This window comes from Streptomyces sp. NPDC006552 (genome assembly GCF_040611655.1).
Lineage (GTDB): Bacteria > Actinomycetota > Actinomycetes > Streptomycetales > Streptomycetaceae > Streptomyces.
This window is the reverse complement of record NZ_JBEXOS010000150.1, coordinates 1-1317: the sequence shown is the minus strand read 5'-3', so window position 1 is coordinate 1317 and position 1317 is coordinate 1. Positions and strand designations below refer to the sequence as shown.

Here is a 1317-nt window from a genome sequence, read left to right as displayed (position 1 = left end):
CTGGTGGAGCGGCTGTCGGATGCACGCCGCTACGGCCACCGGGTGCTGGCGGTGGTGCGTGGCTCGGCGGTCAACCAGGACGGTGCGTCGAACGGTCTGACGGCGCCGAACGGTCCGTCGCAGCAGCGGGTGATCCGGGCAGCGCTCTCGTCGGCGGGGTTGTCGGCGGCGGATGTGGATGTGGTGGAGGCGCACGGTACGGGTACGAAGCTGGGTGACCCGATCGAGGCGCAGGCGCTCCTGGCCACGTACGGACGGGAGCGGTCCGGGGACCGGCCGTTGTGGCTGGGTTCGGTGAAGTCGAACCTGGGGCACACCCAGGCCGCCGCGGGCGTGGCCGGCGTCATCAAGATGATCGAGGCGCTCCAGCACGGAATGCTGCCCGCGACGCTCCACGCCGATGAGCCGTCCTCACACGTGGACTGGTCCTCCGGTACGGTCCGGCTGCTCACCGAGCCGCAGGCGTGGCCGGGTTCGGAGGACCGTCCGCGCCGCGCGGGTGTCTCGTCCTTCGGGCTCAGCGGCACCAACGCCCACATCATCCTGGAGGAAGCGCCACAGGAGGATGCGGAGCCCGGCTCTGAGCCCGTACCGGCGGTGCCGGTCGTGCCGTGGGTGCTGTCCGGTCGTAGCCCCGATGCCCTGCGCTCCCAGGCCGCCCGCCTGCACGCCTATGCGCAGGCCGACACCGGCGTCACCCCAGTGGCCGTCGCCGCCGCCCTGGTCGCGAGCAGGACAGCCTTCGAGAGCCGGGCCGTCGTCCGGGGCCGTGACCGTGCGGAGCTCCTGACCGGACTCGAACACCTGGCCAAGGGCGAACAGGCGGCCAACCTGACCACCGGATCGGTGATCGGACATGGCAAGACGGCCTTCCTGTTCTCGGGCCAGGGCGCGCAGCGACTTGGCATGGGGCGCGAACTGTACGACGCCTTCCCGGCGTTCGCGGCTGCTTTCGATGCGGTCTGCGCGCAGGTGGGGGAGGAGCTGCGGGACGTCGTCCTCGGCGACGACGCGGAGCGTTTGAACCGTACGGAGTGGACGCAACCCGCGTTGTTCGCCGTCGAGGTGGCGTTGTTCCGCCTGGTGGAGTCGTGGGGTCTCCGTCCTGACGTGATGGCCGGTCATTCGATCGGTGAGATCGCTGCGGCGCATGTCGCGGGAGTGATGTCGCTGGAGGACGCGTGTGCGCTGGTGGTGGCGCGCGGGCGGCTGATGCAGGAGCTGCCGGCCGGCGGCGCGATGGTGGCCGTGGAGGCTTCCGAGGACGAGGTGCTTCCCCTGCTCGGCGACGAGGTGTCGATCGCCGCCGTCAACGGC

1 protein-coding gene is annotated in these 1317 nt (G+C 71.1%); it reads left to right on the top strand.

What is annotated here, in order from left to right:
* A partial coding sequence (locus ABZY33_RS35980; RefSeq protein WP_356495930.1) for a type I polyketide synthase occupies positions 1–1317 on the top strand: 1317 nt, incomplete at both ends.